Genomic DNA, 26,516 nt, shown 5'->3' on the forward strand with positions numbered 1-26,516 from the left:
ACGGCAAGATAAAATTGGAGTAGCGATTCATGATACGCATGGGCATCGATTTAGGCGGAACAAAAATAGAATTAGTGGCCCTAGGCGAAGAAGGCAATGAGCTATTTCGCAAGCGTGTTACAACACCGCGTGACTATCAGGGGACCCTTAACGCCATTGTCGATTTAGTCAACGAAGCCGAAGCAACCTTAGGTGAAAAAGGTACTGTGGGGGTGGGTATTCCCGGCGTCATATCTCCCTATTCAGGTTTAGTTAAAAATGCCAATTCTACTTGGATTAATGGTCACCCGCTCGATGTGAATTTAGGCGAATTGCTTGGGCGTGAGGTGCGTGTCGCCAATGATGCGAACTGCTTTGCGGTTTCTGAGGCGGTCGATGGCGCAGCCGCGGGAAAGTCTGTGGTATTTGGCGTGATTATCGGTACGGGCTGCGGCGCTGGCGTGGCAATTAACGGTAAAGTCCATGCCGGCGGTAATGGGATCGGTGGTGAGTGGGGACATAACCCACTGCCTTGGATGACGAAGGAAGAGTTCAATACTACCCGCTGTTTCTGTGGTAACCCAGATTGTATTGAAACTTTTATTTCCGGTACGGGTTTTGTCCGTGATTATAATGCGGCATTAGAGTCGGCGGACAAAAGTCGAGCGCCCGCGAAGTCGGGTGCCGATATCATGTTATTAGTCGATCAACATGATGATATCGCCGTCGCTGCCTTTGATCGCTACATGGATAGGCTCGCCCGCTCACTGGCCCATGTGATTAATCTGCTCGATCCCGATGCGATTGTGCTGGGGGGCGGTATGTCAAATGTGGAGGCGATTTATCCACGATTACCCGCCTTATTAACCCATTATGTGGTTGGGCGTGAATGTCGTACCCCTGTGGTCCAGAACCTTTATGGCTGCTCATCGGGCGTTCGCGGCGCCGCTTGGTTATGGGAAAAATAATTCCTGCGAGTATATTACCCGTGCGCACTTTTAAACCATCGCCCAGCCTAGTGCTGGGCGATGGTTTATGGCACTTTTGATGCTATGATGGCGCTTTTTGGAGGGGCTTGGGATGGATATCCTATTTTGGGTAAAAAAAATTGTTTCTCAGGGGATCATGCCTATTCCCTTTATCTTGTTGTTACTGCTCGTTTCAATATTCGTTTGGCGTCGTCGCAACTTGGCGAAATGCCTAGTTGCGAGTGCATTTTTCCTGTTACTTTTTCTCGGTAGCCAACTGGGTGTGGATACCCTAGTGCGGCCGTTAGAAGCACAGTATCCCATTAATTCCGCCCCTATTTCCGGTCAGTGCTATGTAATGGTATTAGGTTCGGCCCATTCCGATATCCAAGGTGCAACGGCGGTGCAATCACTTTCTGCCGTAGCCCTTGCAAGACTTTCTGAAGGAATACGGCAACTTAACTTAGGTCAGGATTGTAAGTTGCTGGTGAGCGGCTGGGGGGGCGAACTTACCCAGAACCCCCATGCTGAAATGATGGCAAATGCAGCCGTAGAGCTGGGCGTCGATAAAAATAAGATCATTCGATTTCCCCTCGCGCGGGATACCTTAGAAGAAGCACAATATGCAAAATGGGAGCTAGGGGATGAAGCCTTTCGTTTAGTCACTTCGGCCTCCCATATGCCAAGGGCTATGGCGATTTTTACCGCTAAAGGGTTGCATCCTAGTGCGGCGCCAACGGATTTTATTGCACGGGATGACTTTGGTTGGCGTGTGACGGGTGATCATTTATTAGCCTCCCAACGGGCTATTCATGAATATATTGGCCGTTTATGGTTATGGGTAAAACAGGAATAAAGTGATGACTTTAGAGTCAGATGTAGTCTCTATTCGACCGTTGTCGAAGCGCAATGGGCTGACGTTAACTTGGATTGGTGCCAGTGCTGTTATTTTAGGCTTTGGTGTGTTTATCGTTTTTCCTGAGCTAATGGCGATAGGTCTAGTCTTTTTCAGCCTGGGGGCCATTGCCTTGATCTTAGGTTTGGCTAAGGTATATGAACCGGAAACGACTATTTGTATCGACGAGCAAGGGCTGACCTATTTCCATCGCCGCGGCAAGGTGTCCATCACTTGGGATAATATTCAGCGGGTCGATATTCCTAGGGTAACACTGGGTGTAGACACTATTGAGTTGTCCTATTTAGGGATAAAACTCAAACACCTTAATCCCATACTCGATAATATTTCCCTGCGTTTAGCCGCGGGATTATTGACTGAGCAGCGTCCTTTGTTGGTCACTGCAGCCTCCCAGCAGGAGGACCTTGCTACCCTAGAAACTTACCTTGGGGCCGAATTTAGCCCACTGGTGGTCGAAGGGGATCGTTATCGCGGCGTATTAGCGATGTTTGGGCATCGCTGTGTGATGCTCAATACTCACTTGGGATATCACCTGTATATTCCCCACGACAGTTTGGACCGAGAGCCAAAAGAATTTATTAAACTGTTAAGGCAGCGTATTGCACAGGGGATGTCATAGTTAGGCGTGAGGGATCGACTAAAACATATATGGACCCATCCGGTTTGCAAGACATTCGATATCAATTTTGAGAAGAGTTCATTGCACCCATATATTCGGCCTGTTATTGAGGGATTCCTCTGGCCCTGATGGATATTTGCTTCTACTGTCCTTATCATCCCTGCGGCTTCATCAGAGCCTATGTTTTCGTAAGGTTTTTAGTAGATCAGTCTGACTGTCTCATCATCAAATCAAGTGTCTTAGCAACTTGCTGGTTGGTTAATCGTTAACATAATAAGTACATTTGATGTTGTTACATAGCGAGCCGAAACTCTTCTTCACGTGCCGCGATAACCCATGACATTCTGGCGAGCTTATTCGCGACGGCCACACACGCACGATTGAAACCTCGGCGTTCCGCTAGCTGAATAGCCCAACAACTCAACTTATCCGACTTACTCCCACTGTGTCGCAACACCGCTCTGGCGCCGTGGATGAACAGCGTACGTAAATAGGCGTTTCCCCGCTTACTTATCCCGAGGAGGTTATCTTTACCTCCGCTGCTGTGCTGCTTAGGTACTAAGCCACACCAAGCTGAAAAATGTCGGCCATTGCTAAAGTCTTTACCGTCACCCACTGCAGCATAAATCGCCGTAGCGGTGACAGGCCCAACACCAGGGATAGTCTGTAATCGCTGACAAATCACATTGTTTTGAGTTTCGTTTAGTACTTGAGTGTCACAACTCTTAAGCCGTTTTTCAATGTCGATAACCTCATCATATAACTGATAAAAGATGGCTCTACCCTTGGTGGTCAGTGTATTGGCTTCATCGACCAAAATATCAGGTAACTGGGCTTTAAAAGCCGATTTACTTTTGGTCATCACAATGCCGTATTCCGCTAGCATCCCTCTGACCTGATTGATTAAGGCTGTTGATTGTTTAGTTAATCGTTCGCGCATACGGTGGAGCAGTTGCACATCTTGCTGCTCGACGCTTTTGGGTTTTACAAACCGCATGTTGGGCCGCTGCGCAGCCTCGGCAATGGCTAGCGCATCGTTGTAGTCATTTTTATTACCTTGCCTAAAAGGAACCACATACTGCGGGGCAATTAACTTAACTACGTGCCCAAATTGCTCGAATTCTCTGGCCCAATAACTCGCGCCGCCACACGCCTCCATAACGATAAGGCAAGGCTCAATTTTCGCGACAAAGGGCAGCAAGTCTTTGCGTCTAAGCATTTTCTTTTTGATTAACTTGCCAGCTTTATCAACACCAACAAGATGAAAAACAGACTTTGCGATATCTAAACCGATTGTAGTAATCTTCATAGGTGGACCCGTCCTCTTTTTGATGAGTTTTAGCGACTACATCGTGGCCCATTGCGAGGCCGATTAAAAGTGGATGGGTCCATTCCATTATCCCTGTTTTAGAAGATCATAGGTGCAACAATGCCAATCCTAACCCACCCTTATACTGTTCGTTTAGCTAAAAAGCTATTTCCCCAAGTGAGCTAAACAGAATGATAAAGCTAAAACGATATCAAGTGATTACCCTCCAAACTGTATAAAAAACCGCTACCGCCAAAAAGCGAATTCCTATAGCATCATTTATACCCATTTACAGGGATGTGGCAGTGGCCATATTTGAGGGTTAGTCAATGAGCGATTTATGCCCTGCAAACCGCGCAGCGCATAAATACTAAGACGTTATGCATCAAAATAGAGGAAACTATGAGCAAAGGAGTATTGACCTTTTTCTGTGGCAAAATGGGGGCAGGAAAATCGACTAAGGCTATTGAAATCGCGCGGGAAGGCAATGCAGTTTTGCTTTCTGAAGATGAATGGCTTGCGGCACTCTACCCAAATAAGATTTCATCACTTAATGACTATATTGAATATTCAAATCTACTTAAACCACAGATCAAAAAGCTGGTTCAATCTATTTTGTCTTCGGGAACCAGTGTAGTGATGGACTTTCCAGCCAATACTCTTTCGCAGAGAGATTGGTTTCGGAGTGTTTTCTCCGAGATCGAAGCTCCGCATAGTCTGGTATACATCGACTTGCCAAATGAAATCTGCCTAAAACAGATTGGGAAAAGATGTATAGAACAGCCTGAAAGAGCCGCAACTGGTACAGCAGAGATGTTTGAGCTGGTTACAAAGTATTTTATAGCCCCCACACCCGAGGAAGGCTTCAATATAATTAAAGTGGTGCGGAATGCATAACAAGGCACTGATACAGAACATTTACTCGCTGGCGTCCCTACATTTCCGCAGAGTGCGACGTTAGGACTCACAACCCACTTTTCAGGAGTCTTTGATTTTATGAGATCTACGAACATTGCCCTAGTTGCCGCCTTTGCCGCAACCATCATCATCTTTGGGGCCGATGCCGAGACTACACCCGAGCACAAAAGCCTTTACAACACTGTGGCAGCGCTGGACACTGCAGTATTCGATGCATTCAACCACTGCGCCGAGCCAGGGGAACTCGATAAACACGCCAGTTACTTTGCGGTGGACGTTGAGTTCTACCATGACAACGGTGGGGTCACCTGGACTCGTGAGGACATGATCGCTGGCACTCGCAAGAATGTCTGTGGCAAGTTCAGTCGCGAGATCGTACCGGGCTCCTTGAAGGTCTATCCAATCAAGGGCTTTGGTGCCATTGCACAGGGTTCGCACCGCTTCTGCCAGTTCTCGAGTGGCACATGTGAAGGTCTGGCTGATTTCACCATGATCTGGCGCGAGCAAAATGGCAAGTGGGAGATTACCCGGGTGCTCAGTTATGGTCACCGGCCCGTAAGCGAGTCCTAACCGTTCATTCAAGCCGAAGCCGTTTCGCGGCTTAATTCTGGCGTTAATCCATAGAAATTTTAATCCGAAACTCACGAATTAGAGTTAGGAATCCATCGCCTATTAATTGAAGACAATAAGCCACAACTGAACCTCACTAATGCGGAGTTTAATGCTATTGCAGTGATGGCTTGTTAAACCGATCTCAGGTTATTTAACTGCCAGTTCGCAGTCCATGGCTCTCGTTCATAAACTGAGGCACTAGATTGAAGCCTATATGCCGATTTAGTATGCCAATTTCACGCTGACTATTGAGCGGATAAAAAAGGGGACCCTAGGGTCCCCAATGAGTTGCAGAGATGAAATCTGGGTTGTGCAGGGCAACCCAAAGGTACTAGTACTAGTGTGCTACCTCTGCGTGTACCTTATCTATGCCATAGGTTTTACCTTCAGCATGGCAGGTCGCGCATGATTCTACTGGTAGGTTAGGATCTGTCATCGCATCTGCTTCAACCACTGCACCGTTACTTCTAAAGTGAGCGACAGCCGCTGCATCAGAGTGAGCGTGACAGCTACGGCATGACTCAGCAACTGGAGTAATATAGTTGCTACCCACTTTGATTGCGCGTTTGCCAGAGGTTAAACCACCGTCGCTTGCAAACAGTTCTGCACCATCTTTATGACATGCCGAACATGCTGTTTCTGGTGATGGATAACCAACTAACTCACCTTGAGCGTCACGGAATATGCCTGCGATAACATCGAAGTTACCACTGTGGAAACGGTGGGCCACAGTAAATAAGTCTTTGTTACTGAAGGTTACATTTGGATTAATCACCTTGCTACCATCTTCGCCTTTGTAGGCTACTGTTGGGTGATATGTTGAACCTGATGTATCGTTGTGACAGTTCATACATTGGTCAAAGGTGTAAGTTCCGTGTCTGGTGCCCTTGATATAATCTAAGGTGCCGTGACAGGCATTACATTTTGTTTCTTCTACCGTAATCCGAGTGGGATCTGTCATCCGAGCCGTGTTAACTGCACTACCATCTAAGCTGTAAAACTTAACAGGGGAAGTGTTGCCTATTGGGTTTTTTGGACCAAACTCGAGCCCAGTAGCGTTACAGCTAGTTACGGCGCCAGCTTTAATACAAGCGTTAGCCTCTGAACTCACATAGATAGTACCGACGGCTTGTGCGTCAGGGATATCTTTCACGAAGGTTAAGACACCTCCAGCAAGAGTACCATTTGCTAAGTTTAGATTGATTGCGGTCGGTTTAACATCGCGCCATGCATACACAGTTCCGTCAGTTGCTATACTGCCTAACAACAGGCCGTTAGTGACCAACATACCGGTTGGATTACTGGTGGCATTGTATGCGACTAAGTTGGTGCCATCAGGAATAGCTGTGCCATTCATGGTCACATTGGCTTTGATGGTTAAGGTCTTCATGCCCAGAGTGGCAGATGGAGCGACTGCTGCACTGGTAAAGTCGACTTTTAACAGCTCAGCATATTCGGCACGCTTACCGACACTGTGCACGGCTTCGGGTGTTAAGCTACCGCTGCCATGACAAGATTTACATTGAGTATCATCGGCTTGAGCTAAACCAAATTCTGAATGGTTTTCACCGGTGGCGAAGTTCACATTAATATGACAACCCACACAGGCCTTGGCATAAATATTGGTGTTATAGCTTGGTGCACCATCATGGCATGTCTTACATTCTTTCAAGTCAGATGGGAAACCAATTTCACCAAAATATTCTTTTGCTTCACCGCTTAGACTGTCACTAATGTGGTGACCCGCATGGAGTCTGTGGATCATTGGACCAAAGTCAAATACCCAACCTTCTGCCAGTTGTGCATCACTTGGAACTTGATCTGGGTTATGGCAAGTTACGCAGTTTTTAACGTCCTGGTAGTTATGGTGGGCCTCAATCTTAGCGATATGGCCGTCTACTTCACCGTGACAGTTTTTACATGCTGCACTCGATACTGTGTCTTTACCCGATACGCCTAATTCATCTGTTGCAGGGATAAAATCAACGGGTACAGATAGCACTTTATCCGATAAAGTCACACCTGCGCTGTTGGTGATATTGTACGCGCGTACAAATACCCTATGCACTGCATTGGGATTATCGTTTGGATTAATGATTGGCGCCGCACCATCATTGGCCCAAGTAGCGGTATAAGTACCTGGAGCTGCAGCATCTTCGGTTAATGTACATACCTTGGTTGTACCGTTAAGGCCAGTAGGAGTACAAGTTAACGAAGTCGTATCGACATTGTTTGCCATGGCATTGTTTTGCCATTCGATTGGGGCACCCGTTCCCGAAGTATTTTCATTGGCCGTTAACGAGTAAATGGCAATGCGGCTAAGACCCATAAAGGGGACATCTTTACCAGCACTCTTACCCGTGAGAGAAAATGTAACACTAAAACCTTCACTGCTTGTCACTTTAATGTCCGCAGGACTTAAGGTGAAGTTCAGATCGGTAATAGATTCCGCTGTTTTAGCAAAGGACCCCGCAGGAAGTCCTGGTGTGCCTGGCGTTCCGGGTGTGCCTGGCGTACCTGGTGTACCAGGTGCACCATCTTGGCCATCGTCACCGTCCCCGCAGGCGGTTACACTTAGGGCACTGACGAGCGCCAGTGCCAGTAGAGATTTATTGTAGTTTTTCATCATCGCGTCCCTTTTCTTTCTATATGACTGCGTACGCAGTGACTCTAATATAGGAGGATATTTCCACTAATAAAATGGTATTTGCAAGTTTGTATCCGTTATGTGAACGATGATTTAACACCCTAAAATGGGAATTCTAAATTGTGAAATTAAGTATTTCAAAAATTGAAATTTATCGTAATTTATTTGATGCTCATCACAAAAATTCACTATTGATTTTAGTCTGTTAGTGAAATTAATTCTCAATTAAGCTTTGGTGTTGAGACTGCCCTATACTTCTGTTTGTTGAATGTCTGGCTCGATTTTTGTCCTGTTTAGGAAAGGTATTCACTGAGAATGGACGGATTGCTTTAAGGTTGACTAGCTCCATTTTTAACAAATGCAACTTTAATTTAACACTGCCGCGCCATTAGTTGCGGGGGGCGTTTATGGATGTTCAGAGAACAAGGCGTTAACCAGTGAACTGACCACAAGATCACATTGTACAGAGGTGTAACGTCTATGGGTTTTGGGTTTTTCTATCAAAAAATATTGAGGTGCAAACATACCATCGTGTAGGCGGTTTAGCTCGTTAGTGGGGAGCGGAACTAATTTCAGTCCAGGTAAATGTTTAATGATTTGCATATCGATGCTAGTGCAAAATGCGAGACTCTGCATGGTTAATATGTGCGCATACCATTCCTCCCTCTCCAACACTTTTTCGATCGAAGGCAATATGATTCCCTGGCGCTGGCAAAAGAGTTCTAAGGGATCGATTTTATTGTTAAACCCTTTCATTTCAATACATAAGAATGGATAACGACAGATCAGTTCTAAGCTGATTTGTGAGCCGGTTTGCCAGATAGAATGATGTTTTGAAGCCACTAAATACACACTGGATATGCCTCCGAGCCTTGTTAAGGTTAACTCCTTATTTTCGACGTGTTCTAATGAGATTCCAAAATCCAATTCACCCGCATGGATAAGCTCGGTGCTGTTTTCCTGCCATGGGTGTAAACGTATTTTGCCTAGTTGTGCAATGATTTCTGGCGAACTCAATTGGGGGGCTAAAAAACTGAGTAATCCTTTGCTGGCGGCGATATTTAAGGGTAGATCAACATTGCTGGTGGCATTTTGATTTTGCAGTGCCGATTGCTCTAAATGGTGAACAGAATCAGTGAATTGGCATATGGCAACATAAAGGTTTTCGGCAAGAGGTGTCGGTTTTAGGCCCTGTTGGCGTCGATAGAATAGCTCATCATTGAAGGCAAGGCGAAGTGCATTCAAACTGCGGCTAATTTTAGGGGCAGAGACCCCCAATGTCTTCGCGGTTGTGTTGGCATGTCCAGTATCAAAAATACTCTTGAAGACGAGTAGGGTGAAGATGTCTAGCTCACAGATTTGTTTAAGTAACGGGTGGCTCATTTCAGCTTACCTTATGATGAGTCTTTGGATGCTTATCTTGACTGTTAGCTAATGGGTTTCCACATGGTATATCGACAGAATGCCATCTTGGTATACAGTGTAAACCCTACGCCATAGGGTATTAACGTAGCATCTTTCCTGTAGACTTACTGTGATCACGCTCTGCAAATTAACAATTACGTAACCATTGTAAATTAAAGGAAAACACGATAGGTAAGTCAACTGCGGCTAATATACCCAATGACAGAATCGCTAGGTTGACCGATGAATCCTTAGGGGATGTCGGTTTTGAACGGATCTGAAGCTAGCTGTAAATTTTTAGGCTCTTTAGGCGCTGCTAAGCCGTGGGTTTGTATGGTAGAAATATCTTCTTTGATCCGCAAACCAATAAACTGTCCGCCTTCCATGATCTGCATCGATGTACTTGCCACATCACCATCTACAACGCCATGGCGCTGGATCACTAAGCGTTCGCAGATTAAACGGCCTTTAAAGAAACCATCAACGATAAATTCTTGACACTTGATCTCGCCCTCAACCCTACCGCCTTGCTCAACCGTAATATTCGCCTGGGAAAGTATTTGGCCACTGACATCGCCACCAATCAAGACATCGCCGATAAATTCAATATTACCCGTGAGTTTAGTCCCCTTGGCGATAAAGCTAAGTGTGGTGGGCGGTTTTTTGGGGAAAAAGATTTTTTTTGCCAAACATGATCATCATGCTACTCAATACAATGAGGGGTCAGATAGTAACGTCAATTTCAGTATAAACACAAAATACAGACAAAGGCTTATCCTATGAGCTATGGCTTTAGCCTTGAGCTTGTTCATCCGCTTTCATCTGTATGGCCTGACTTGGACAAGGTGCGACACAGGCACCACAGCCTGTGCACAGATTAATATCGATCTTTGGTGTTGGTGCTTTACCAATGCTAAGCGTGAAAGTAATGGCCCTAGGTTCACAGGCGTCTTTACAACTTTGGCACCAAATGCCTTGATAAGTTAAGCAATTATCCTGGACATGAGCTTTGTAGTGCCAAGGTGTTTGGGTTAAATCGAACAGGGCTTCAGGGCAAGCTTTAGCGCAAAGAGTGCAGAAAGTACATTCGTTATCCCGAAAGGATAATTCGGGAAATCCGCCGTCACCTTTGTGAATAATGTGGGTTTCACAGGCCGTAATACAAGCGGAGCAACGTGTGCAAACATCGGTAAATTCAATATCTTCACGAACCCAAGGCGGCCTTATCGCAGTATTTTTACGGCGATTAAAGAGACTGCGACGACTATGATTAATACTTTGCGTCATGTAATTTCTCGATCATGATAAGGCGATCAAACCTTAAAGAAAAATGGCTTGGGGAAATCCACAAGCCATTGACTTGACTAGCCGTGATAACCATCAGGATTACTTGACTGCCAGTGCCAACTACTGTTCGCCATGTCCTCTAAGCTATGGATGGCTTGCCAGCCCAGATCTTCCCTTGCATGGGTGGGATCGGCATAACAGGCGGCAATATCACCGGGACGACGGGGAGCAATTTGGTAGGCAATAGCTTTGCCGCAGGCCTTTTCAAAGGCCTTGACCATATCTAATACGCTATAGCCTTGGCCCGTACCTAAGTTATAGGTTACAAGTCCTGGTCGAGTGGCAAGCTTTTCAAGGGCTTTTAAATGACCATTGGCTAAATCCACCACATGGATATAGTCACGTACCCCAGTGCCATCATGGGTAGGGTAATCATTACCAAACACACTGAGGGCGGGGCGCTTGCCTACGGCAACTTGCGCAATAAATGGCATTAAATTGTTAGGAATATCATTCGGATCCTCACCAATTAAACCGCTGGCGTGGGCACCAACGGGATTAAAGTAGCGTAGACGAGCGATATTCCAACTTGGGTCGCTATGGTGAAGATCGGCAAGAATATGCTCGACCATCAGTTTAGATTGACCATAGGGATTGGTTGCTCCCGTTGGAAAATCTTCGGTTATCGGCAGGCTCGCTGGGTCACCATAGACGGTTGCTGATGAGCTAAACACAAGATTTTTAACCTTAAATTCCGCCATGACTTGGCAGAGTATTAAGGTCCCAGTGACGTTATTTTCATAATATTTGAGGGGCTTAGCAACGGATTCTCCCACCGCTTTTAGCCCTGCAAAATGGATAACAGAGTCGATAGTGTGGTCACTAAAAACCTTCTGTAACAATGCCTTATTAAGAATATCGCCCTGGTAAAATGTGACCGTTTTACCTGTGATTTGCTCTACGCGGTTTAAGGCTTCGATGCTCGAATTAGACAGGTTGTCTAAGACGATCACCTCACTTCCCGCATTGAGTAGTTCCACCACAGTATGGGTGCCAATATAACCGGCGCCTCCGGTCACTAAAATCGTCATTATTTAATTCCTTTTACAACCGTTTTTAAGTATTGAGCAAAATCATCACCAATTTCACTATGGCGTAGGGCATATTCAACGTTTGCGCGCATATAACCTTGCTTGTTACCGCAATCGTGGCTTTTACCTTCCATATAATAGGCATTGACGGTTTCTTGTTGCATTAGCATGGCAATGGCATCCGTTAATTGGATTTCATCACCGGCACCCGCTGGGGTTTTGGCCAACAGTGGCCAAATGGCTGCGGGTAACACGTAACGGCCAACAACGGCTAAGTTGGATGGAGCTTCATCAACGGGTGGCTTTTCAACTAGCTCAACGAGTGGCTCAGACTCTCCGGGTTGTAAATCGTGGCCATTAACGTCGGCAATACCGTATTGGTTCACTAAGTGGTGTGGTACACCCTCAACCATGATCTGGCCCACTTGGGTTTCATCAAATAAGTTCACCATTGCGGCCAAGTTGTCTTTGCTGAGATCGCAACTCGCATCGTCAATAATGACGTCTGGCAGTAACACCGCGAAGGGGGCGTCTCCTACCACGGATTTAGCACATAAAATGGCGTGTCCTAAGCCCTTCGCCTGGGATTGGCGCACACTGATCACCGTCACATCTTTTGGACAAATTGACTGTACCGCTTCGAGTAGCTGACGTTTTACCCGACGTTCTAGCTGGGCTTCTAATTCAAAACTGGTATCGAAATGGTTTTCGATAGAGTTTTTACTGGCGTGGGTCACTAGCACAATTTCTTTGATGCCTGCGGCAATAGCTTCACTAACAACGTATTGGATCAATGGCTTATCAACAACGGGCAGCATTTCTTTAGGAATAGCTTTCGTTGCTGGCAGCATACGAGTGCCTAGGCCTGCGACGGGGATCACGGCTTTACGAATTTGATGTTGTTTCATTGCGAACCTTTTAGGTCAAGGAGATGCGGTTATTGGCCAATATTGTAAATGACCTACACAGAAAAGCTATTTGTAAACGCTGAAATTTATCGGTATTTCTGCGTTCTATCAGTCTATCGTTTTAGTTTTTTAGGTTGGGTGTCAAGCTTTGTCTCCACCGCGGACGCTATAATCGCTCTCTAAGTCACCGTTTTTAATGAGTATGTAATATTTGCTTTACGTTTACGTCACAGCATGACACAAACAATAAACTGTGAGGGAGTTAACAAAAAACGAGGCTTAGATCACTATGGTTGGTATTAGCGTCAGCCATGAAGTGAACACAATGACTAAAGGTACTGCATACATCGCCCGTCGGGCCGATGACTCTGGGTATATAGATTACCCGCAAGAAGAACATGCGATATGGAGCCAACTTTACGCCCGCCAGGCGGTCAACTTGCCCGGTCGAGCCTGTAAAGAATACTTGCAAGGGTTAGACGCCTTGGCGATGCCAGAGGATCGAATTCCACAACTTGCTGAAATTGATACAGTATTGCAGGCAACAACAGGCTGGAAAACGGCTGCCGTGCCTGCACTGATCTCTTTTGGCCGTTTTTTTGAACTCTTAGCCAATAAAGAATTTCCGGTAGCGACTTTTATCCGCCGTAAAGATGAATTTGATTACCTGCAAGAACCTGATATTTTTCACGAAATATTTGGCCATTGCCCTTTGCTGACCAATCCATCCTTCGCACATTTTTCCCATATGTATGGCCAACTGGGCTTAAATGCCAGCAAGGAAGAAAGGGTATTTTTAGCCCGTTTATACTGGTTTACCGTTGAATTTGGTCTGCTAAAGCCAAAGGATGGGCAATTGTGTATTTACGGTGGTGGGATATTAAGTTCGCCCGGCGAGACCTTATATGCGATGGAGAGCGAAGTGCCAGAGCGTAAACCCTTCGATCTATTAGATGTGCTGCGTACGCCCTATCGTATCGATATCATGCAACCTGTCTATTACGTGATTGAGCACATCGATATGTTAGATGAAATCGCCAAAATGGACATTATGGGTTACGTCACTAAGGCGCGCCAGTTAGGCTTGTTTGCCCCTAAATATCCACCTAAGGCGAAGGCAAGTTAAGCCAGCGTTATCAAAAAGTCCCTCTGATTTAGTTAAGTAGAATAGTAACGACAGGCACATTATGCGTTGCTAAAAGGAGTATGTATGACCGCGTTATCGAATATGAAATGTGAAGCTTGCCAAGCCGATGCCCCGAAAGTGACCGATGAAGAACTCGCCGAGTTGGTGAGAATGATCCCCGATTGGAGCGTGCAAGTCCGCGATGGCATTATGCAGCTTGAGCGAGTGTATAAATTTAAAAATTTTAAATTGGCGATGGCCTTCACCAATAAACTTGCCGATCTTGCCGAAGAAGAGTTTCACCACCCCGGCATTTTAACCGAGTGGGGCAAAGTGACTGTGACTTGGTGGTCGCACTCGATCAAAGGGTTACATAAAAACGACTTCATCATGGCTGCCAAGACAGACCAGTTGTTAGATTAAAAAAATTAAACTATTAAATCAGTGCCTTAGTTTTTATTGGGCGCTGATTTTTGTTTCCTGTTACAAATCTACTGTAAACTTGACTTGCCACTTTAGCATTTACCTTCTAACGTATATACGCCAGCTACTAATCCTACCGCTTACGTTTGCGTAAAGTCGAACGCTCTCATCCAGCAAAGATCACTTTAAGCAAAGTGGATGAATAATAGCTCTGCACGGTTTATCCCAAAATTCGAATCAAAAAGGGAATGTCAGTCATTATGCGCTTGGAAGTTAGCTGTCAAGATCGCGTGGGTTTAGCGAAAGATATTTTAGTCGTGTTAGAACGTTATGGCATTAATTTAATCGCCATCGATGCCAGTAACCAAGGCTTTTTGTACCTACAGTTTGCCGAAATCAGTTTTGAAACCTTAAGTGCGCTGATGCCACAGATCCGTAAAGTGGAAAGTGTCCACGATGTGCGAACGGTATCTTTTATGCCATCGGAACAGGAACATTACGCCCTCAAAACCTTACTTAAGACTTTACCCGATTCAGTGTTTTCCATTGATGCTAAAGCCCGCATTCGGATTGTTAACGAGTCGGCACTGTTGAATATTGGCATGGCGGAGCATGAAGTGCTCGATGAATCGCTAAATCATTGGGTACAAGGCTTTAACTTCAGCCGTTGGCTAAGCGAGAGCCAAGTGCTCCCCCAAGCGGCTAGGGTGCAAATTGGTCCGAATGAATATCTCGCCGAGATGCTGCCTATCTACCTGCCCGATGAGGATGATAAAACCATTCTAGTGGGGGCTGTGGTGTCGTTAAAATCCCCCGCTCGGGTGGGAAAACAGTTTAACGCGCTGCAAAATCAGACCACTGGTTTTGAAAATGTGCTTGCCAGTAGTGACAAAATGAAGGAAGTGCTCAAACAAGCGCGCCGCATGGCCCAGCTCGATGCACCGCTGCTCATCACTGGTGAAACTGGCACAGGGAAAGAACTCATGGCCAGAGCGAGTCATGATGCCAGTATGCGCCGCGAAAAACCCTTTATCGCCATTAACTGCGCCGCACTGCCCGACAGCGCCGCCGAAGAAGAATTATTTGGTTATGTTAGCCAGGGCAAAGTGATTAAACGCGGCTTTTTTGAAGAGGCCAAGGGCGGCACTGTATTTCTCGACGAAGTAGCGGAAATGTCTAAGGCTGCACAAGTGAAACTGCTGCGCCTGCTGCAGGATGGTACTTTTAGGCGTATTGGCGGCGATGAAGAGGTGCGTGCCGATGTGCGGATTATCTGTTCAACCCAGAAGAATCTCGCCGAACTTTGCCAAACCGGCGAGTTTAGGGAGGATTTATACTATCGCATCCATGTGCTCAGTTATCACATCCCGTCATTGCGTGAGCGCAAAGTCGATATTATCCCGCTGACCGAGATGTTCCTCGAGCATTATAGTCAGCAGCTTTCCAGTCCAGTAAGGCGGATTTCGGCCCAGTGCAGGGACCATTTATTGACCTATGCCTGGCCAGGTAACGTTCGACAATTGAAAAACGCGGTATTTAGAGCCGTGTCTATGTGGGATGGTTCCGCGGAGCTGACGGTCGAGCAGCTTAAATTACCGTCCTACGCCGAAGGGTTTGGTTACTTCGATAATGCCTTTGAGGGGAACCTTGACGATGCCATGAAGCAGTTTGAGGCGAGTCTCCTACGGCGTCTATATCCGGCTTATCCTAGTACGCGGCAGTTAGCGAAAAAACTGGGCGTGTCCCATACCGCTATCGCCAATAAGCTCAGGGAGTACAAGATTTCTAAGCGCCGTTAAGGCGGCATTTGGGGATAGATGTAACAGTATCGTTCCACTTTGCTGCTGACTTTTTAGTCATATTGTTCACCTATACATTGAAGAGTGCCAATTCGATTTTAGGTGTAATGGTTAGTTTACAAAATGTGAAATAATAGCGCTAAATGTGATTTTGCTCACGCTATAGGAATCTGACCTTGCATCGGGTATTTCTACGCGCAGCAAATCCCTTTGGGCCGAATAACAGGGGTCTTTCGTTAGCGTAAAACCCGCGCAATTAACCGATTTTCAGTTGGCAAATCCTATAGTCCAACATAAAAAGACAGTACGCCGAGCCGTAGAAGCACAGGAGCAGATATGAAACTTGCAAGTTATAACAATGGACGCCGCGATGGTCAGTTGATGTTAGTCAGCCGGGATCTTACCCAAGCGGTTGCCGTTCCCGCGATTGCCCACACTATGCAGCAACTGCTCGACGGTTGGGCGCTGCTAAAGCCCCAATTGCAGGAATTGTACGATGCGCTTAACGAGGGCAAATTAGATAACGCCCAAGCCTTTGATGAAGCTAAGTGTTTATCGCCATTACCCCGTGCCTATCAGTGGGCCGATGGTAGCGCCTATGTGAACCATGTTGAGTTAGTGCGTAAAGCCCGTGGGGCAGAAATGCCAGAAACCTTCTGGACAGATCCACTCTTTTACCAGGGCGGCTCCGATAGCTTTATCGCGCCTAAGGCCGATATCCCACTGGCGAGTGAGGATTGGGGTATCGACTTTGAATCTGAAATTGCGGTCGTCACCGACGATGTGCCCATGGGGGTGAGCAGTGAAAATGCGGCTAAGCATATCAAGTTACTCATGTTAGTGAATGATGTGTCATTGCGTAACTTAATTCCTGGTGAGCTGGCGAAAGGGTTTGGTTTCTTCCAATCTAAACCATCAAGCAGTTTTTCTCCTGTGGCGGTGACCCCGGATGAATTGGGTGCCCGTTGGGAAGATACTAAAGTGCATTTACCGCTGATCACCCATTTAAACGGTGAATTATTTGGTCGTCCTAATGCTGGCGTCGATATGACCTTTAATTTTAGTCAGTTAGTTTCGCATGTTGCGAAAACCCGTCCATTAGGCGCTGGCGCCATTATTGGTTCTGGGACTATTTCTAATTACGATCGCAGTGCAGGTTCGAGCTGTCTCGCTGAAAAACGTATGCTAGAAGTGATTGCCGACGGCAAAGCCACTACGCCCTTTATGCACTTTGGTGACACAGTGCGCATCGAAATGCTCGATGATAACGGCGCTTCTATTTTTGGCTCCATCGATCAAAAAGTGGTTGAGTATAAAGCTTGATATTGCCCCTTAGCGGGATGTATCAATAATATCAACGGGGCTGAATGGCCCCGTTTTTATAAGAATTTTTATAAGGATATCGTCAGATGAAACTCTACGGCTATTGGCGTTCCAGCGCCGCCTATCGTGTTCGTATCGCCCTTAATCTTAAGGGCGTTAGCGCTGAGCAACAGTCGGTGCATTTAGTGCGTGATGGTGGTGAGCAACATAAAGCGGCCTATAGCGCCCTAAATCCTCTGGAATTGGTTCCCACCTTAGTCGTGGGTGATCAAGATGATAGCGATGTGCTGTCTCAATCCTTGGCGATTGTTGAATATCTCGATGAGTTATATCCCCAAACCCCATTATTGCCGGCCTCGGCACTTGAGCGTGCCCATGTACGTGCGATGGCGCTGACCATTGCCTGTGAAATCCACCCGTTGAATAATCTGCGCGTGTTGCAGTATTTAACCCACACCTTAGGGGTCGATGAGACGACAAAAAATGCCTGGTATCAACACTGGATTGCGAGTGGTTTTGTGGCCTTAGAAACCTTGCTTGTACTCCATAGTGGCCGTTACTGTTTCGGGGATGCGATAACCATCGCCGATATCTGTCTGGTGCCGCAGGTGTATAACGCCCAGCGTTTTAATGTGGATTTAACCCCATACCCTAATATTATGCGCGTGTGGGCCGAGTGCAATCAGCTTACAGCCTTCATCGATGCGATGCCGGAACGCCAAGCGGATGCGGTATAGAGTTTCACTGTGATCCAAGGCGATAACAGCGTGCCCTATGAACTTGAGTTACAAGCTCGTTTACTCGAATGGATAATCCAAGACAGTGAGCGCTCTAGGGTGCTCCAGCTTGCCGCACAGTGCGCGGCAGCATATACCCTCCCGCAGTGGTGCCTTGCTGCGGGTTTTGTCCGTAATCTGGTATGGGATCGCTTGCATGGTTTTGAGTCGAGCCCACTAAACGATATTGATCTCATTTACTATTGCCCGCTAGACACTCGTCCTGAACGGGATAGGGCAATTGAAGCCTATCTATACCGGCTAGCGCCTGAGTTGCCTTGGTCGGTAAAAAATCAGGCTCGGATGCATCTTAAAAATCGTGATGCTCCCTATATTTCCTGTCTTGACGCTATGGCCCATTGGCCCGAGTTAGAAACCGCAGTGGGTATTTGTTACTCACCCAATGGACTGACGTGCGCTGACAGTATTAAATCTCCCTATATGCTTATCACTCCCTTCGGCTTGCAATCACTCTTTGCACTGAAATTAAGCCCTAATCCCCGCAGGGCATTAGCAGTATGCCAGCGAAGGATCGCCGCTAAAGGCTGGCTTAGTCGATATCCTCTCCTCTGCCTCGCATAACGATGTTCTGTTGGTCACATTTTCATCTGCATGGGTTCTTCACGGGTAAAATACCACCGCGATTTTGAACATAGCTGTGTAGCTTAAATGTTAAATCGTTTTTATGGCACTACCCATATCGAGGAGGTTTAGTGGTGGCTAATTAAAGTGCTGGTTCACAAAAAATGAACCTGTATTATCAATAAATGTTCACATTGCGTGATCAAGATCCCATGTATCATACCTAAAAATAAGTACAACGGCGCACCTTTGATTTGGATCAATAAAGCAGTCGCGTTTCTCTGGCAGTGTAGGCCTCAATTGTTAAGGATGTAATACAAAACAAAAACCTATGTTGTACATATGGAGTATGATGATGAATAAAACGACTGTTTCAACACTGATCGCTGCCACCCTTTTAGCCGCTGGTTTTACTGCTTCTGTATCGGCTCACCAAGCAGGCGATATTATCGTTCGTGCAGGTGCTGTTGTTGTTGCGCCGAATGAATCAAGTGATGATGTAGCGGGTAACGGCGAGTTCCAAATTAGCAATAACACTCAATTGGGTTTGAACTTTGGTTATATGCTGACCGATAACTTTGGGGTCGAGTTATTAGCGGCTACACCATTCAGCCATGACGTTTCTTTAAAAGGTGTAGGTAAGATTGCCGAAACCAAACAGTTACCACCCACCTTAGTGGCTCAATATTACTTTGGTGATGCTCAGTCTAAATTACGTCCATATGTGGGCGTTGGTGTGAACTACACTAACTTCTTCGACAATGAATTTACCAATGATTTGAATGGTGCGTTAACTGATTTAAGCATGAGCACTTCTTGGGGCTTAGCAGCTCAGGTCGGTTTAGATTACCAAGTGAGTAAAAACTGGTTAGTGAACGCTTCTGTGTGGTATGCACAAATTAGCAGTGATGTGAAGTTTAAATTAGCGGGCGACACTGTGGTAATCGATACAGATATAAACCCATGGGTTTATATGGTCAGCGTAGGTTACACTTTCTAATCTACGGATCAGATAAGCGTAAAAAAGGAGCCTTAGGCTCCTTTTTCGTTTCTGCATTTTTTATCGCGCCATGTTCCATTCAAGCTAAGTCAGTTTAGTGCTTTGGCTTTTTAGCCTTCCAGTGGCGGGTGTTATAGATAAATTCCGGTAATAGCTTAGTGAGCCAAGCCACTAGGCGCCAGCGTTTGGTCACATAGACGCGGCGTTTACCTTGTTTCATCGCCTTGATGATTTGCGCCGCAACCTGTGGCAATGGCGCAAGCCACATCGCACTTTGCTGCATCGCGGCTTTATCGAGCAAACCTAATTGGATATCGGTAATCGTAATAGGCAACTTAAGACGCTGGGCATGCATACTTAAGCCCTCAAGGTAATTTTGCCCAAAGGCCTTTGAGGCATGATAGGCCACACTCGGGCCGCCGCGTAAACCCGCAATCGAATTGATTGCCGCCAGTTGCCCGTAACCTTGCTCGCGAAATAGTCTAAAAGCCGTATTGCAGATAGCAGCAAAACCTCGCACATTAACGTCGATAATATCCTGCTCCGGCAGCCAAGGCAGCTCGGGGTCGTAGCTATTAAGGCCAGTATTGACTAAGACTAAATGAGCGCCACCTAGGCTATGCCAAACGGTTTCAAGTTGCTTGATAATGGCTTGAGGCTGGTCTATCTGCAGTGCAAATACTTGTACTTTTGTCGGTAATGCTGAGGCAAACTCCCTTAGCGATTCTGGATCTTGAGCAAATAAGGCTAATTCAACCTGTTGATCTGCCAGTTGCTTTGCAAGTTCACGGCTTAAATGTGAGCTAGCGCCCACAATTATCGCAGTTGCTTGGGTCATAGGTTTTTCGGCAACGAAATGGTGGCTTATGATAGGAAGATATGTTCAGCAAGACAAGATTTATAGCATAGACATATGGACATCCAGAAGTCTTTATGTATGATTAGGAGAAACAAAATGAGTCAATGGTTAAACTTGAGTGTGCTGATCTCTGTGGTGCAAAAATTTACCACAATCGCATTAATCGCCGTAGCGGGTCTGTTGGCAGGCTGTGCAACCCCCAATGCGGTGGTCGAGATCAAAGGCGAGGCCATGTACCGCGAGCGAATTGCGTTACCCAGCGAAGCCAAACTTATCGTTCAGCTACTCGATGTGTCTAAAATGGATGTGCCAGCCGTCGTGATGGCGGAACGTGTGGCTCAAGGGGCGCAAACCCCAACACAGTTTAGTTTTACTATGGGGCGGGATCAGTTTGAAACTGGGCATACCTATGCCGTAGGTGCAAGGATAATGCTCGGTGATAAGTTATTGTTTATTAATACTCAAGCCTATCACATTGATCTCAACGCCACTGAGCCAATGATGATACTGCTAGAGAAAATCGGTGGCTAGTTAGCGCTCAGAAGTGAGCTGACATACGCGCCGAACCCGTTGGTATTTACGAGCAAAAGAGGCGCGGTATGCCGGTTAAAATTCCAGATCATCTGCCCGCGGCAGGGGTTTTAGAGTCAGAAAATATTTTCGTGATGTCCGAAACGCGGGCGGCGAATCAGGATATCAGGCCGATGAAGGTGCTGATCCTGAACCTTATGCCCAATAAAATCGAGACAGAAACCCAGCTGTTGCGTTTACTCGGTAACACGCCGCTGCAGGTGGATGTGGACCTATTGCGCATTCACGATAAAGAATCCAAACACACCCCCATAGATCATATGAATACCTTCTACCGTGACTTTGAGGATGTGCGCCACAAAAACTACGATGGCCTGATCATTACAGGGGCGCCGCTGGGGCAAATCGATTTTGAAGATGTGGTCTATTGGGACCATATTCGTGAAATTATCGATTGGTCCCAGGCCCATGTCACCTCAGTGCTGTTTTTATGTTGGGCGGCCCATGCGGGGTTATATCATCTCTATGGTTTACATCGAAAAATACTGCAGCAAAAGCGCTCTGGTGTGTTCGTGCACCGTCGCACTTGCCAGCATTTCCCGTTGCTACGTGGTTTTGACGATGAATTTTTTGCACCCCATTCCCGTTTTGCCGAAATGGACCTAGAAGAAATTAGACAACATCCACAGTTGCAAGTGCTTGCCGAATCCGCTGAGGCGGGGGCCTATCTGGTGCTCAGCCGTAATAATCGCAACTTGTTTGTGATGGGTCATCCTGAATATCAAAAATCGACCTTAAATGATGAATACCACAGGGATTTGGCCCAGGGCTTAAATCCGAATGTGCCACAAAATTACTATCGTAATAACGACCCTGAAGCCGAAGCGATTGCCCGCTGGCACAGCCACGGTAGCCTGCTGGTCAGTAACTGGCTCAATTATTACGTTTACCAGTTAACCCCCTACGATTTAAGTGATATGACGGCGATGACACCGTGGGAGTCGCGTTAACTCATTGTTTAAACATTTCTTTTTATGAGTTCACATGGATGTGACTTAAGGTAGTACTCAAAGGTATGTAATTTATATATCCCTTAGATCCAACTTTCCACGCTTAACACCTCCTAATCCCCACTTTGCTGTAAATCCTTGCTGACATTTCCACCCGAGAAAATCTGCACATTAGACCAAGGAATACTTGCTTTACGTTCGCGTAAACGTCAGAGTGGTTTTAATGTCGATTTTTTTAACGTCCCGAGACTAGCACTAGGCTTAGTGGTCAATTTAGGTTGGAGTTTCCATGAGTACTGAACAGTTACATCAAGATATCGTTATCGTTGCTGCTAAACGCACCCCTATGGGGGGATTTCAGGGATGTTTATCATCCGTTGCATCGCCAATCTTAGCCGCGACAGCGATTAAAGGCTTGTTAGCCGATACCCAATTGGCGGGTGAACATATCGATGAAGTCTTGATGGGCTGCGTATTACCCGCAGGCTTAGGTCAAGCGCCAGCGCGCCAGGCAACTTTAGGCGCTGGATTGCCCTTATCTGTTGGGGCGACCACAGTGAACAAGGTCTGTGGTTCAGGCATGAAGACGGTCATGTTAGCCCACGATTTGATCAAAGCGGGCAGTGCAAAAGTGGTGATCGCTGGCGGCATGGAAAGCATGAGCCAAGCACCGTATCTCTTGGATAAAGCGCGTAGCGGCATGCGTATGGGTCACGGCAAAATGCTCGACCATATGTTCTTAGACGGTCTTGAAGATGCCTACACGGGTGGCGCCATGGGGACTTTTGCCCAGAAAACCGCCGATGAATACGGTATTACCCGCGAGCAGATGGACGCTTTTGCCCTCAGCTCGCTCGAAAAGGCCAACGCCGCGATTAACTCGGGTGCCTTTAAAGCCGAAATCACTCCCGTTACGGTCAGCGACCGCCGTGGTGATGTGACTATCGATACCGACGAGCAACCCGGTAATGCCCGCCCTGAAAAAATTCCCACGCTGCGTCCAGCCTTTACTAAAGATGGCACTATCACGGCGGCAAACTCGAGCTCTATTTCCGATGGTGCTGCGGCATTAATGCTGACTTCACGTGCTGAAGCTGACCGTTTAGGCTTAACCGTGTTAGCCACCATCAAAGGCCACACCACCCATGCCCAAGCTCCTTCGCTATTTACCACTGCTCCTGTTGGCGCTATGGCGAAATTGCTGGCTAATGTCGGTTGGTCAACGGATGAAGTGGATCTGTTTGAGATCAACGAAGCCTTCGCTATGGTGACTATGCTTGCCGTGTCTGAACTGGGTTTAGATATCGCTAAGGTTAACGTTAATGGCGGTGCCTGCGCCTTAGGTCATCCTATTGGCTGCTCGGGTTCACGTTTGTTGGTGACCCTAATTCATGCATTAAAAGCCCGCGGACTTAAGCGTGGCGTCGCCTCGCTGTGTATCGGCGGTGGTGAAGCGACGGCGATGGCTATCGAGGTTTAATCGCTAAGGTTTTAGTTAAATCAACAAGGCTTAAATCAACAAGACGGGCTAGCAAGGGCAATCACTTCCCTCGAGGATAATCATAATATCGCACCGCTAGCCTATCACTCTACAAGGAAAAGGATTGCAACATGACCACACAAGTAAAGCATTACATTGACGGCGAGTTTATCCAAGGTACTGGTACATCACAGATTATTGTCACCAACCCCGCGAATAATTCGCCGATTGCCGTGATTAATGCCGCCACTAGCGACGAAGTCCACGCCGCGATTGCCAGCGCCAAACTCGCCTTTAAAACCTGGAAAGAAGTGCCCGTATCTGAACGTGCACGTGTCATGTTGCGTTATCAACATCTGCTAAAAGAACATCACGATGAACTAGCGACCATTCTTGCAAAGGAACCGGTAAAACCTTCGAAGATGCCAAGGGCGATGTATGGCGCGGTATCGAAGTCGCTGAACACGCCTGTAACGTGGCGTCATTATTGATGGGCGAAACCGTTGAGAACGTCGCGCGTTCAATCGACACTTACAGCTACACTCAACCTCTGGGTGTGTGTGCCGGTATTACGCCATTTAACTTCCCTGCGATGATCCCATTATGGATGTTCCCACTGGCGATTGCCTGCGGTAACACCTTTATTTTAAAGCCTTCAGAACAAGATCCTATGACGCCGCAGCGTTTGGTTGAGTTGTTTGTTGAGGCCGGAGCCCCTAAGGGCGTGTTGCAATTAGTGCATGGTGATAAAACTGCCGTGGATATTCTGCTGGCCGATCCTGCGATTAAAGCAATTTCCTTCGTCGGCTCAGTAGCTGTGGGCCAATATATCTATAAAACCGGTACCGATAACTTAAAGCGCGTACAAGCCTTTGCGGGCGCGAAAAACCACTGCGTGATTATGCCTGATGCGAATAAACAGCAAGTGATCAATAACTTAGTTGGTGCATCTGTGGGTGCAGCAGGGCAGCGCTGTATGGCGATTTCGGTGGCCGTGTTTGTGGGTGCCGCGAAAGAATGGATCCCAGAGTTAAAAGAAGCCTTAGCCAAAGTTCGCCCAGGTTTATGGGACGATAAGGCAGCGGGTTATGGTCCGGTTATCAGCCCTGCGGCCAAGGCGCGGGTGCTTAAACTTATCGCCCAAGGTAAAGCCGAAGGCGCCGAGTGTTTACTCGACGGCAGCGATTTTACCGTGGAAGGTTACGAGTCCGGCAACTGGATTGGCCCAACCATGTTCGATAAAGTCACCACCGACATGAGCATCTATAAGGAAGAAATCTTCGGCCCAGTACTGTGCTGCATGGAATCTGATTCATTAGAAGCGGCTATCGAGTTAGTCAACGCTAGCCCTTACGGTAATGGCACATCTATCTTTACCGCCAGCGGCGCGGCAGCCCGTAAATATCAACACGAAATCGAAGTTGGCCAAGTCGGGATTAACGTGCCTATTCCTGTGCCATTGCCTTTCTTCTCCTTCACGGGTTGGAAGGGCAGTTTCTACGGTGATCAACATGCCTACGGTAAGCAAGCTGTACGTTTCTATACCGAGACTAAGACCATCACTTCCCGTTGGTTCGAGTCCGATATTGCCGTGGCCTCAACGCCAAATATGAGCATTAACCTACGCTAAGCTCGGTGATTGCCCTAAAACACGGCGCCCTTAGGCGCCGCCCTATGTTATTCAATAAAGAAGTGACCACAGAGTCATAGGAGAGCCAGATGGATTTTAATTTCAACGATGACCAACGCCAATTTGCCGATCTGGCGCGCCAGTTTGCCGCGGAAGAGTTAACCCCGTTTGCCGCCAAGTGGGATGAAGAACATCATTTCCCCAAAGACGTGATCCAAAAAGCCGGTGAACTGGGTTTTTGCTCACTCTATTCGCCAGAATCCGAAGGCGGCATGGGCCTATCACGCCTCGATGCCTCGATTATTTTTGAAGAGCTTGCCAAGGGTTGCACCGCGACCACAGCCATGTTGACTATTCACAATATGGCCACTTGGATGGTGACAACGTGGGGGACAGAAACCTTACGTCAGACTTGGTCTGAGCCGTTAACCACAGGGCAGATGTTAGCGTCATACTGTTTAACTGAGCCGGGCGCGGGTTCGGACGCCGCATCACTGCAAACCAAAGCGGTGCGTGACGGCGATGAATATGTGATTTCGGGTTCGAAAATGTTTATCTCGGGCGCGGGTGCAACTGAATTACTGGTCGTGATGTGCCGCACAGGCCAAGCTGGACCTAAGGGGATTTCAGCCATTGCGATTCCGGCGGATGCCGCTGGTGTTATCTACGGTAAGGCCGAAGATAAAATGGGCTGGAATGCCCAGCCAACTCGTCAAATCACCTTTGAAAACGTACGCGTGCCAGTGGCCAACTTGCTCGGTGAAGAAGGCCAAGGTTTTACCTTTGCAATGAAAGGCTTAGATGGCGGACGTATCAATATCGCTACCTGTTCAGTGGGGACGGCGCAGGCAGCACTTGAGCGCGCCACTCAATATATGAATGAGCGGCAGCAATTTGGTAAGCCGCTGGCGGCATTCCAAGCGCTACAATTTAAGCTTGCCGATATGGCAACTGAGTTAGTAGCGGCGCGACAAATGGTCCGTCTCGCAGCCTTTAAACTCGATAGCGGCGATCCTGAAGCTACCGCCTACTGTGCCATGGCGAAACGTTTTGCCACCGATGTGGGTTTTCAAGTCTGTGATGCGGCGCTGCAAATCCATGGTGGATATGGTTATATCAGAGAGTACCCGCTGGAACGTCATTTCCGCGATGTGCGTGTACACCAGATTTTAGAAGGCACCAACGAAATTATGCGCTTAATTATCGCCCGTCGTTTGCTCGATGAAAATGCAGGACAAATCCTGTAAATTTTCCCTTTCAATGGGGAAGTTAGGATTTGGCGATAACACATTGGCAAAAACATAAAGGAGTCGATAAAG

Annotated in this window: 24 protein-coding genes and 1 pseudogene; 17 read left to right on the forward strand and 8 right to left on the reverse strand. The window is 47.0% G+C overall.

The features are described from left to right. The first annotated feature begins 29 nt into the window (after positions 1-29). The 3 genes from mak (at position 30) to SOHN41_RS06545 (ending at position 2,482) form a co-directional block, all read left to right on the forward strand. Complete coding sequence (gene mak / locus SOHN41_RS06535; RefSeq protein WP_007646829.1) at positions 30-947, forward strand: fructokinase; 918 nt, start codon at positions 30-32, stop codon at positions 945-947. Positions 948-1,104: 157 nt separating this feature from the next. Continuing rightward, positions 1,105-1,803, forward strand: coding sequence for a YdcF family protein (locus SOHN41_RS06540; RefSeq protein ID WP_037458337.1), 699 nt, complete (start codon positions 1,105-1,107; stop codon positions 1,801-1,803). Between the two features lie 4 nt (positions 1,804-1,807). Continuing rightward, a complete protein-coding gene (locus tag SOHN41_RS06545; protein ID WP_007646833.1) occupies positions 1,808-2,482 on the forward strand; it encodes a DUF2982 domain-containing protein in 675 nt (224 codons plus the stop codon). Positions 2,483-2,774: 292 nt separating this feature from the next. Here the strand turns inward: SOHN41_RS06545 and SOHN41_RS06550 are convergent, their stop codons facing one another. Then, positions 2,775-3,791: an IS110-like element ISSpu22 family transposase gene (locus SOHN41_RS06550; RefSeq protein WP_007646834.1), complete on the reverse strand. Its 1,017-nt coding sequence runs from the start codon at positions 3,789-3,791 to the stop codon at positions 2,775-2,777. A gap of 402 nt (positions 3,792-4,193) precedes the next feature. Between SOHN41_RS06550 and SOHN41_RS06555 the strand changes: the two genes are divergently transcribed. Both SOHN41_RS06555 and SOHN41_RS06560 read left to right on the forward strand, forming a co-directional pair. Next, positions 4,194-4,688: an AAA family ATPase gene (locus tag SOHN41_RS06555; RefSeq protein WP_037458314.1), complete on the forward strand. Its 495-nt coding sequence runs from the start codon at positions 4,194-4,196 to the stop codon at positions 4,686-4,688. 99 nt (positions 4,689-4,787) lie between these two features. Next, the gene (locus SOHN41_RS06560) at positions 4,788-5,279 is read left to right on the forward strand and encodes a nuclear transport factor 2 family protein (protein ID WP_007646836.1); all 492 of its coding nucleotides are present in this window, start codon (positions 4,788-4,790) and stop codon (positions 5,277-5,279) included. Positions 5,280-5,658: 379 nt separating this feature from the next. Here SOHN41_RS06560 and SOHN41_RS06565 read toward each other — a convergent pair whose 3' ends face one another. The 6 genes from SOHN41_RS06565 to galU all read right to left on the reverse strand — a co-directional run bounded on the left by SOHN41_RS06565 (position 5,659) and on the right by galU (position 12,658). Beyond that, on the reverse strand, positions 5,659-7,950 hold the full coding sequence (locus SOHN41_RS06565) for an OmcA/MtrC family decaheme c-type cytochrome (protein WP_007646837.1): 2,292 nt from the start codon (positions 7,948-7,950) through the stop codon (positions 5,659-5,661). 423 nt (positions 7,951-8,373) lie between these two features. Next, a complete protein-coding gene (locus tag SOHN41_RS06570; RefSeq protein ID WP_007646838.1) occupies positions 8,374-9,351 on the reverse strand; it encodes a LysR family transcriptional regulator in 978 nt (325 codons plus the stop codon). 272 nt (positions 9,352-9,623) lie between these two features. Continuing rightward, positions 9,624-10,061: a bactofilin family protein gene (locus tag SOHN41_RS06575; RefSeq protein ID WP_007646840.1), complete on the reverse strand. Its 438-nt coding sequence runs from the start codon at positions 10,059-10,061 to the stop codon at positions 9,624-9,626. Positions 10,062-10,164: 103 nt separating this feature from the next. Beyond that, positions 10,165-10,659, reverse strand: a complete 495-nt coding sequence (gene napF / locus SOHN41_RS06580) for a ferredoxin-type protein NapF (RefSeq protein WP_007646842.1) — start codon at positions 10,657-10,659, stop codon at positions 10,165-10,167. Between the two features lie 77 nt (positions 10,660-10,736). Beyond that, a complete protein-coding gene (galE, locus tag SOHN41_RS06585) occupies positions 10,737-11,750 on the reverse strand; it encodes a UDP-glucose 4-epimerase GalE (RefSeq protein WP_007646844.1) in 1,014 nt (337 codons plus the stop codon). Then, entirely contained in the window at positions 11,750-12,658 is a 909-nt protein-coding gene (galU, locus tag SOHN41_RS06590; RefSeq protein WP_007646845.1) for a UTP--glucose-1-phosphate uridylyltransferase GalU, read from the reverse strand. The genes galE and galU overlap by 1 nt, the downstream gene beginning before the upstream one ends. 325 nt (positions 12,659-12,983) lie before the next feature. Between galU and phhA the strand changes: the two genes are divergently transcribed. The 7 genes from phhA to ompW all read left to right on the forward strand — a co-directional run bounded on the left by phhA (position 12,984) and on the right by ompW (position 19,687). Continuing rightward, on the forward strand, positions 12,984-13,784 hold the full coding sequence (gene phhA, locus SOHN41_RS06595; RefSeq protein WP_037458342.1) for a phenylalanine 4-monooxygenase: 801 nt from the start codon (positions 12,984-12,986) through the stop codon (positions 13,782-13,784). 84 nt (positions 13,785-13,868) lie between these two features. Then, positions 13,869-14,207 (forward strand): 4a-hydroxytetrahydrobiopterin dehydratase, encoded by a 339-nt coding sequence (locus SOHN41_RS06600; RefSeq protein ID WP_007646849.1) that lies wholly within the window; start codon positions 13,869-13,871, stop codon positions 14,205-14,207. A 260-nt stretch (positions 14,208-14,467) separates the two neighbouring features. Beyond that, a complete protein-coding gene (gene tyrR / locus SOHN41_RS06605) occupies positions 14,468-16,006 on the forward strand; it encodes a transcriptional regulator TyrR (protein WP_007646851.1) in 1,539 nt (512 codons plus the stop codon). Between the two features lie 336 nt (positions 16,007-16,342). Further along, on the forward strand, positions 16,343-17,329 hold the full coding sequence (locus SOHN41_RS06610) for a fumarylacetoacetate hydrolase family protein (protein WP_007646853.1): 987 nt from the start codon (positions 16,343-16,345) through the stop codon (positions 17,327-17,329). A gap of 86 nt (positions 17,330-17,415) precedes the next feature. After that, the gene (gene maiA, locus SOHN41_RS06615) at positions 17,416-18,066 is read left to right on the forward strand and encodes a maleylacetoacetate isomerase (protein WP_007646854.1); all 651 of its coding nucleotides are present in this window, start codon (positions 17,416-17,418) and stop codon (positions 18,064-18,066) included. Between the two features lie 9 nt (positions 18,067-18,075). Next, on the forward strand, positions 18,076-18,687 hold the full coding sequence (locus SOHN41_RS06620; protein WP_007646855.1) for a nucleotidyltransferase family protein: 612 nt from the start codon (positions 18,076-18,078) through the stop codon (positions 18,685-18,687). A gap of 352 nt (positions 18,688-19,039) precedes the next feature. After that, the gene (ompW, locus tag SOHN41_RS06625; protein WP_007646856.1) at positions 19,040-19,687 is read left to right on the forward strand and encodes an outer membrane protein OmpW; all 648 of its coding nucleotides are present in this window, start codon (positions 19,040-19,042) and stop codon (positions 19,685-19,687) included. A gap of 94 nt (positions 19,688-19,781) precedes the next feature. Here ompW and SOHN41_RS06630 read toward each other — a convergent pair whose 3' ends face one another. After that, on the reverse strand, positions 19,782-20,525 hold the full coding sequence (locus SOHN41_RS06630) for an SDR family NAD(P)-dependent oxidoreductase (RefSeq protein WP_007646859.1): 744 nt from the start codon (positions 20,523-20,525) through the stop codon (positions 19,782-19,784). Positions 20,526-20,642: 117 nt separating this feature from the next. Here SOHN41_RS06630 and SOHN41_RS06635 point away from each other — a divergent pair, with 117 nt between their 5' ends. From SOHN41_RS06635 to SOHN41_RS06655, 5 genes and pseudogenes are all read left to right on the forward strand, one after another. Beyond that, a complete protein-coding gene (locus SOHN41_RS06635) occupies positions 20,643-21,077 on the forward strand; it encodes a YbaY family lipoprotein (protein ID WP_007646863.1) in 435 nt (144 codons plus the stop codon). 68 nt (positions 21,078-21,145) lie between these two features. After that, positions 21,146-22,087, forward strand: coding sequence for a homoserine O-acetyltransferase MetA (gene metA, locus SOHN41_RS06640; RefSeq protein WP_007646865.1), 942 nt, complete (start codon positions 21,146-21,148; stop codon positions 22,085-22,087). A 289-nt stretch (positions 22,088-22,376) separates the two neighbouring features. Then, positions 22,377-23,567 carry a thiolase family protein gene (locus SOHN41_RS06645; protein ID WP_007646867.1) on the forward strand — a complete coding sequence of 397 codons (1,191 nt, stop codon included), beginning with the start codon at positions 22,377-22,379 and terminating at the stop codon, positions 23,565-23,567. Between the two features lie 131 nt (positions 23,568-23,698). Then, a pseudogene (locus SOHN41_RS06650) lies at positions 23,699-25,197 on the forward strand (CoA-acylating methylmalonate-semialdehyde dehydrogenase). An 89-nt stretch (positions 25,198-25,286) separates the two neighbouring features. Next, positions 25,287-26,444 (forward strand): acyl-CoA dehydrogenase family protein, encoded by a 1,158-nt coding sequence (locus SOHN41_RS06655; protein WP_007646873.1) that lies wholly within the window; start codon positions 25,287-25,289, stop codon positions 26,442-26,444. Positions 26,445-26,516: the final 72 nt, after the last annotated feature.

The organism is Shewanella sp. HN-41 (assembly GCF_000217915.1).
In the GTDB taxonomy this organism is placed as follows: domain Bacteria; phylum Pseudomonadota; class Gammaproteobacteria; order Enterobacterales; family Shewanellaceae; genus Shewanella.